The sequence below is a fragment of the Streptomyces sp. NPDC046915 genome (genome assembly GCF_040644935.1).
GTDB lineage: Bacteria > Actinomycetota > Actinomycetes > Streptomycetales > Streptomycetaceae > Streptomyces.
Genome location: NZ_JBEYXB010000059.1, coordinates 1 through 4718 on the forward strand (window position 1 = coordinate 1; position 4718 = coordinate 4718).

Genomic DNA, 4718 nt, shown 5'->3' on the forward strand with positions numbered 1-4718 from the left:
AACAAGCACCGCGCACGCGAACGCACCGTCGGGAAACAGGGCTAACCGGACCTCACCGCAACCATCACAAGTAGCAGAGCTGGATAAACGTCAAGCTTAGGGCTCGCCGAAGAACAACACGCCGGCTTCGCTTCTGGGCCCCTCTGTCGTGGTACGTGACGCTGCATCCACAGGTCAGAGCAATCAGTACGGTGTCGTCCCTACAGGGCCCGTGCCTTGCATACCGGGCAACGCGGCAGGTCAGCGCCCGCTACCACGGCTGCCCAACAAGTCGCGAAAACAAGCGTGTTGTTCTTCTGCGGGCTCTTACTGATCATTTCAGAATGACTTGTCAGTGTCGACCGCTGTCACGGGGGCAGTCGGACTCACTCCCCGTCGTGCCAGGTGGTGAGACGGGTCACGGTGACGTGGACGGTGACCCGCTCCACGGCGTCGAGGGCGGCGAGGTGGGAGATGACGGCGGCCCGCACCCGGTCGTGGACGTTCTGGGCGACGTCCAGTGTCCGCCGGCCCTCGGCCAGGACGCAGCGCACCTCGATGTGCCATCCCGAACCCCCTGGCGCTCGTTCGGCGCGGATACCTGCCTCGGGTGAGGTGGGGCGGGGCGTGGCGTCGGTCAGGGTGAGTGCGGCGGCTGCCGCGAGGCGAGGGAAGAGACGGGGTTGCAGGCCCGTTACGCCGGGAACCGCGAGGGCCGCCTCGGCCGCGATGCCGAGGAGGGTGGTCGTGCGGATGACGGTCATGGTGGACTACCACCGGGCGGGAGGAGCGGCTCCGGCTCGAGGACGTCGACCACGGTGATGTCCACGGCTGTCACGGCAAGACCCAGGTCGTGTACGGCCGAGTCAAGGACCGCTCTGCGCACCTGGTGGACCCGGTCGGGCAGCGGGCCGTCGAGAGCGGCGGCCAGGGTCATGGTCACCCGTACGTCGGTGCCTTCGCCCTCGGGTGTGAGCCGGCAGGTCGCGGTCCTGGCACCGGGGACCGTGTCCGCGGCTTGCCGCAGTACCTTTGCCGCGGCGCTCTCGGCGATTCGCAGGTCCCGGTCCGGGTCGGCCAGGGGCAGCAGCCGCCCGAGCCGTGCCTCTGCTCTGACGATGTTCATGATGGGGTCGGCGAGTGGGTAGAGGCCGAAAGCCTCGGCGCGCAGCGCCCGGGTGGCCGCGTTCACCGTGGCCAGTTGCTCGACGGCCTCGCGGCAGTGCGGGCACGAGACGGTGTGCGGGTTCGTGGCCGACGCCGCGTCCCGGGCCTGTTCCCAGACCTGGCTGAGCAGTCGGCCGCAGGGCAGTACCTCATCACCTGCGAACGGGGAAATGTCGGCGGCGGCTGGGCCGGGAGGGGGCCCGTCGGCTCCGGGGGGTTGGGAAGGCTGCGCGTGGGGGTCGTCTAGCGCCATGGGCCCATCGCCTCCTGCAGGGATCGGCGTGCCCTGAACAGTCTGCCGCGCACTGTCTGTTCGCTGGTCCGCGTCACGTGGGCGATCTCTTTGTAGGGCAGGCCCTGTACTTCTCTCAGGATCCAGCAGAGCCGCTGCGCGGTGTCCAGTTCGGCGAGCGCGTGGGACAGGGCGGCGGTGGCCGCGTGCTGCTCGGCGGACCGGGCGGGCTGGCTCCAGGCATCTTGCGCCGCGGGCTCGACGACGGTGTCGAGGGAGAGGGGCGGTGGTCGGCTCCGGCGCATGGTCAGGCAGCGGTTGACGGTGATCCGGTACATCCAGGTGCGGAATTCCGCGTTGTGGCGGTATTCCGGCAGTCGCCGCCAGGCGCTGACGAAGGCGTCCTGAACGGCCTCTTCGGCGTCCTGGGGGTTGCCGAGCATGCAGCGGGCCAGGGCGAGGAGGGACGAGCCGTGCCGCTGGATGAGAGTGGCGAAGGAGTCCTCGTCGCCCTCGGCCGCCCGCGCGGCCAGCAGTCCGTCCGGCAGGTCGCGTTCCAGCAGGTCGCGGCCCATCGGTGGGGAAGCAGTGGTTTCGATCATGGCGTTCCCGCACAAGACTCGGATCGTCCGCGTACCCGAGAGATTGAGTGTGATGCACATCACACTCAATGCGTGTGAGGAATGCGTCGCCCGCTGTGTCCAACCTTTCGACGGGCGCCGTACCGGTGCCCGACCGACCGATCGAGGCGACCGCCATGACGGACAACATCACCAGCGTCGGCGGGGGCAACGGGGCCAATGCGAGCGCAAGCGCGTTGAAAGGCCGCACCGGAGCCGGCGCTCCGGCCGAGACACGGGGGACGACCACGATCGCGGACGGGGTGGTGGCCAAAATCGCAGGCATGGCCGCCCGCGAGGTACCCGGCATCTACAGCCTGGGAGCGGGGATGGCCCGCGCCTTCGGCGCCATGCGCGAACGCGTCCCCGGCGGGGGCGGAGCCGTCACGCGCGGGGTGAAGGTCGAGGTCGGCGAGCGTCAGGCCGCGGTCGACCTGGACGTCGTCGTCGAGTACGGCGTCTCCATCGTCGACGTGGCCGGCGATGTACGCACCAACGTCATCAGCGCCGTGGAGCGGATGACGGGACTGGAAGTCGTCGAGGTGAACATCGCCGTGGACGACGTCCGCCTTCCCGACGAGGAGGAAGAAGCCGGACCGGACGAGGGCCGCGTGAGGTGATCCACCGCCGCGCCCTCGAGGCGTGCGGGTGATCACACGGACGGCGACGTACCGCGAGACGGGTGAGTGCATGATGAACGCAGCAACGACGGGCCTCGCGGCCGGCATGGCCCTCGGCTTCGCCGGTTACTTCGGCGGCTTCTGGGCATTCCTGCTTGTGCTGGTCCTGGGTACGGCTGGGCTGATCGGCGGCCTCGCCGTCCAGGGCGACCTCGACCTCCGGGCCCGGAGACAGCGGTGAAGCCCCCCGGCCCCCCTCGCGAGGGGCCCTATCCACCGGCGCGGGCCACCGGCTTGCCGCCCCCTGCCGAGCGGGGTGCCACCGTCATCCCGGACAGGGTGGTAGCCCGCATCGCCGCCCAGGCCGCACGCACGGCCCAGTCACGGCGCGCCGCCGTACCGCCCGACCGGAGCGCGCCGCTGGCGCCGCCGAGCGCCTCCGCCGCCGTCCGTACCGAATCGGTGCGCGTGCATCTGACGCTGGACCTGCCCTACCCCACCGACATCCCCCATGCCTGCGAGCGGATCCAGCAGGACGTCGCCCAACGGGTGGCTCAGCTGACCAGCTTGCGGGTAGCAGAGGTCACCCTCACCGTCCGGCGGCTGGTGACCGCCGCCGACGCGAACCGGGGGCGGGTCAGGTGAGCGGCCACGCGGCCCGGGGCGCCGGGCACCCCGTACGGGAAGGAGTCCGGCGATGACATCCGACCCCAGTCCTGTCGGCCACAGCTCCGCGCTGTCCGCGCAGCGTGCCACCGTGCCGCAGACGAAGGAGCCCGATCCACCCGAACGCGACGTGCGCACTCCGAACCTCACGGCCGGTGGGCGCGGCAGATGGCACCGCGCCCGCCGGCCGTGGTCCGCGCGCCGTATCCCGGCGGCGCTGGTCGCCTCGGTGATTCTCGTGGCGGCGGTCGCGGCGCTGGTCGACGTCAGCGCCGTGCGGGCGGGACGCCCGGCGGCGGCCTGGCGACGGCACCTGGCCGACGAACTGTCCACCCGCTCCGTGGACGACGTGTGGATGCTGACGGGAGCTGCCGTGGCCGCCGCCGTCGGCGTCTGTCTGATCGTCCTGGCCCTCACCCCCGGCCTCCGCCACTGGCTGCCCCAGCGCTCCCCCACCGACTGCCCGCGGCTGCGGGCCTTGCTGGACCGCGACGGCGCCGCCAGCCTGCTGCGTGACGCCGCGATACGGGTCCCCGGAGTCGGCGCGGCGCACATCCGGGTGCGCCGTCACCGCATCAAAGCGCGCGCGGACGTCCGCTTCCGTGACCCCCGACAGGTGAAGGACAACCTCACCGCCGTCCTCGACGAGGAACGCGACCAGCTGGCCCTCGCCCGTCCTGCCCGCATCGTCGTACGGGTGCGGCAACGCACCGACTGACCGAAAAATCCAGACCGGAGCCCGCACCATGACACCGCGATCCGCCCTCAACCGCAGTCTGCTGGCCCTCGCCGGACTGGTCCTGCTCGGCGGCGCACTACTGGTCCTCTTCGCCGGACTCGACCTCTACCGACGACACGATCTGAACCCGCCCACGGGCTGGCCCCTGATCACCCCGGACGACGTCCTGCTCGGCTCCGCCGACCGGGCCCGCTGGAGCAGCCAGGGCTGGTGGTGGCCCGCGGTCATCGCCGCCCTCACCCTCGCCGCCCTGTGGTGGCTGCTCGCCCAGCTGAGCCGACACCGCCCCGGAACGCTGCCCGTCGGCGGCACACCACCGCAAGACGGCGTCGAACTGCGCGACCGCGCACTCAGCAACGCGATCGCGGCCGAAGCCGGCGCCCTGCCGGGAGTCAAGCACGCGGCCGTACGCATCACCGACCGGCCCGCCCACCCCCGCACCCACGTCACGCTCACCCTCACCCCCGAGGGCGCACCCGGCGCCGCCCTCGGCGCCCTCTGCGAAGGCCCACTCCGCACCGCTCGCCGGTCCACCGGCCTCCCTGACACACCCACCGAGGTCCGCCTACACGTCACCCGCCACAAACCACACCGCGCGGACTAAGAGGTCCTAACAGAAGTTGTTGATCATGTGACTTTCGGGGTGAATGGTCGTTGGTCTGGTCGTGGGAAAGCGACAGTCGCGGCCGTGGATC

Annotated in this window: 8 protein-coding genes; 5 read left to right on the forward strand and 3 right to left on the reverse strand. The window is 71.1% G+C overall.

All coding sequences use genetic code 11. From position 1 onward, the window contains the following. Positions 1-365: 365 nt before the first annotated feature. The 3 genes from ABZ915_RS48615 to ABZ915_RS48625 are packed head-to-tail and all read right to left on the reverse strand — an operon-like array spanning position 366 to position 1980. Entirely contained in the window at positions 366-743 is a 378-nt protein-coding gene (locus ABZ915_RS48615; RefSeq protein WP_361817881.1) for a hypothetical protein, read from the reverse strand. Then, positions 740-1399 (reverse strand): hypothetical protein, encoded by a 660-nt coding sequence (locus ABZ915_RS48620; RefSeq protein WP_361817884.1) that lies wholly within the window; start codon positions 1397-1399, stop codon positions 740-742. The genes ABZ915_RS48615 and ABZ915_RS48620 overlap by 4 nt, the downstream gene beginning before the upstream one ends. After that, positions 1390-1980 (reverse strand): RNA polymerase sigma factor, encoded by a 591-nt coding sequence (locus tag ABZ915_RS48625; RefSeq protein ID WP_361817887.1) that lies wholly within the window; start codon positions 1978-1980, stop codon positions 1390-1392. Before ABZ915_RS48625 ends, ABZ915_RS48620 begins: the two co-directional genes overlap by 10 nt. A gap of 155 nt (positions 1981-2135) precedes the next feature. On the opposite strand from ABZ915_RS48625, the gene ABZ915_RS48630 reads away from it, so the two are divergent. The 5 genes from ABZ915_RS48630 to ABZ915_RS48650 all read left to right on the forward strand — a co-directional run bounded on the left by ABZ915_RS48630 (position 2136) and on the right by ABZ915_RS48650 (position 4627). After that, the gene (locus ABZ915_RS48630; RefSeq protein ID WP_361817889.1) at positions 2136-2618 is read left to right on the forward strand and encodes an Asp23/Gls24 family envelope stress response protein; all 483 of its coding nucleotides are present in this window, start codon (positions 2136-2138) and stop codon (positions 2616-2618) included. Positions 2619-2688: 70 nt separating this feature from the next. Next, positions 2689-2859 (forward strand): hypothetical protein, encoded by a 171-nt coding sequence (locus ABZ915_RS48635; protein ID WP_361817892.1) that lies wholly within the window; start codon positions 2689-2691, stop codon positions 2857-2859. 98 nt (positions 2860-2957) lie between these two features. Further along, positions 2958-3263: an Asp23/Gls24 family envelope stress response protein gene (locus ABZ915_RS48640; RefSeq protein ID WP_361817894.1), complete on the forward strand. Its 306-nt coding sequence runs from the start codon at positions 2958-2960 to the stop codon at positions 3261-3263. Between the two features lie 52 nt (positions 3264-3315). After that, positions 3316-4002, forward strand: coding sequence for a DUF6286 domain-containing protein (locus ABZ915_RS48645; RefSeq protein ID WP_361817897.1), 687 nt, complete (start codon positions 3316-3318; stop codon positions 4000-4002). Positions 4003-4030: 28 nt separating this feature from the next. Continuing rightward, positions 4031-4627, forward strand: a complete 597-nt coding sequence (locus tag ABZ915_RS48650) for an alkaline shock response membrane anchor protein AmaP (RefSeq protein WP_361817900.1) — start codon at positions 4031-4033, stop codon at positions 4625-4627. Positions 4628-4718 lie beyond the last annotated feature (91 nt).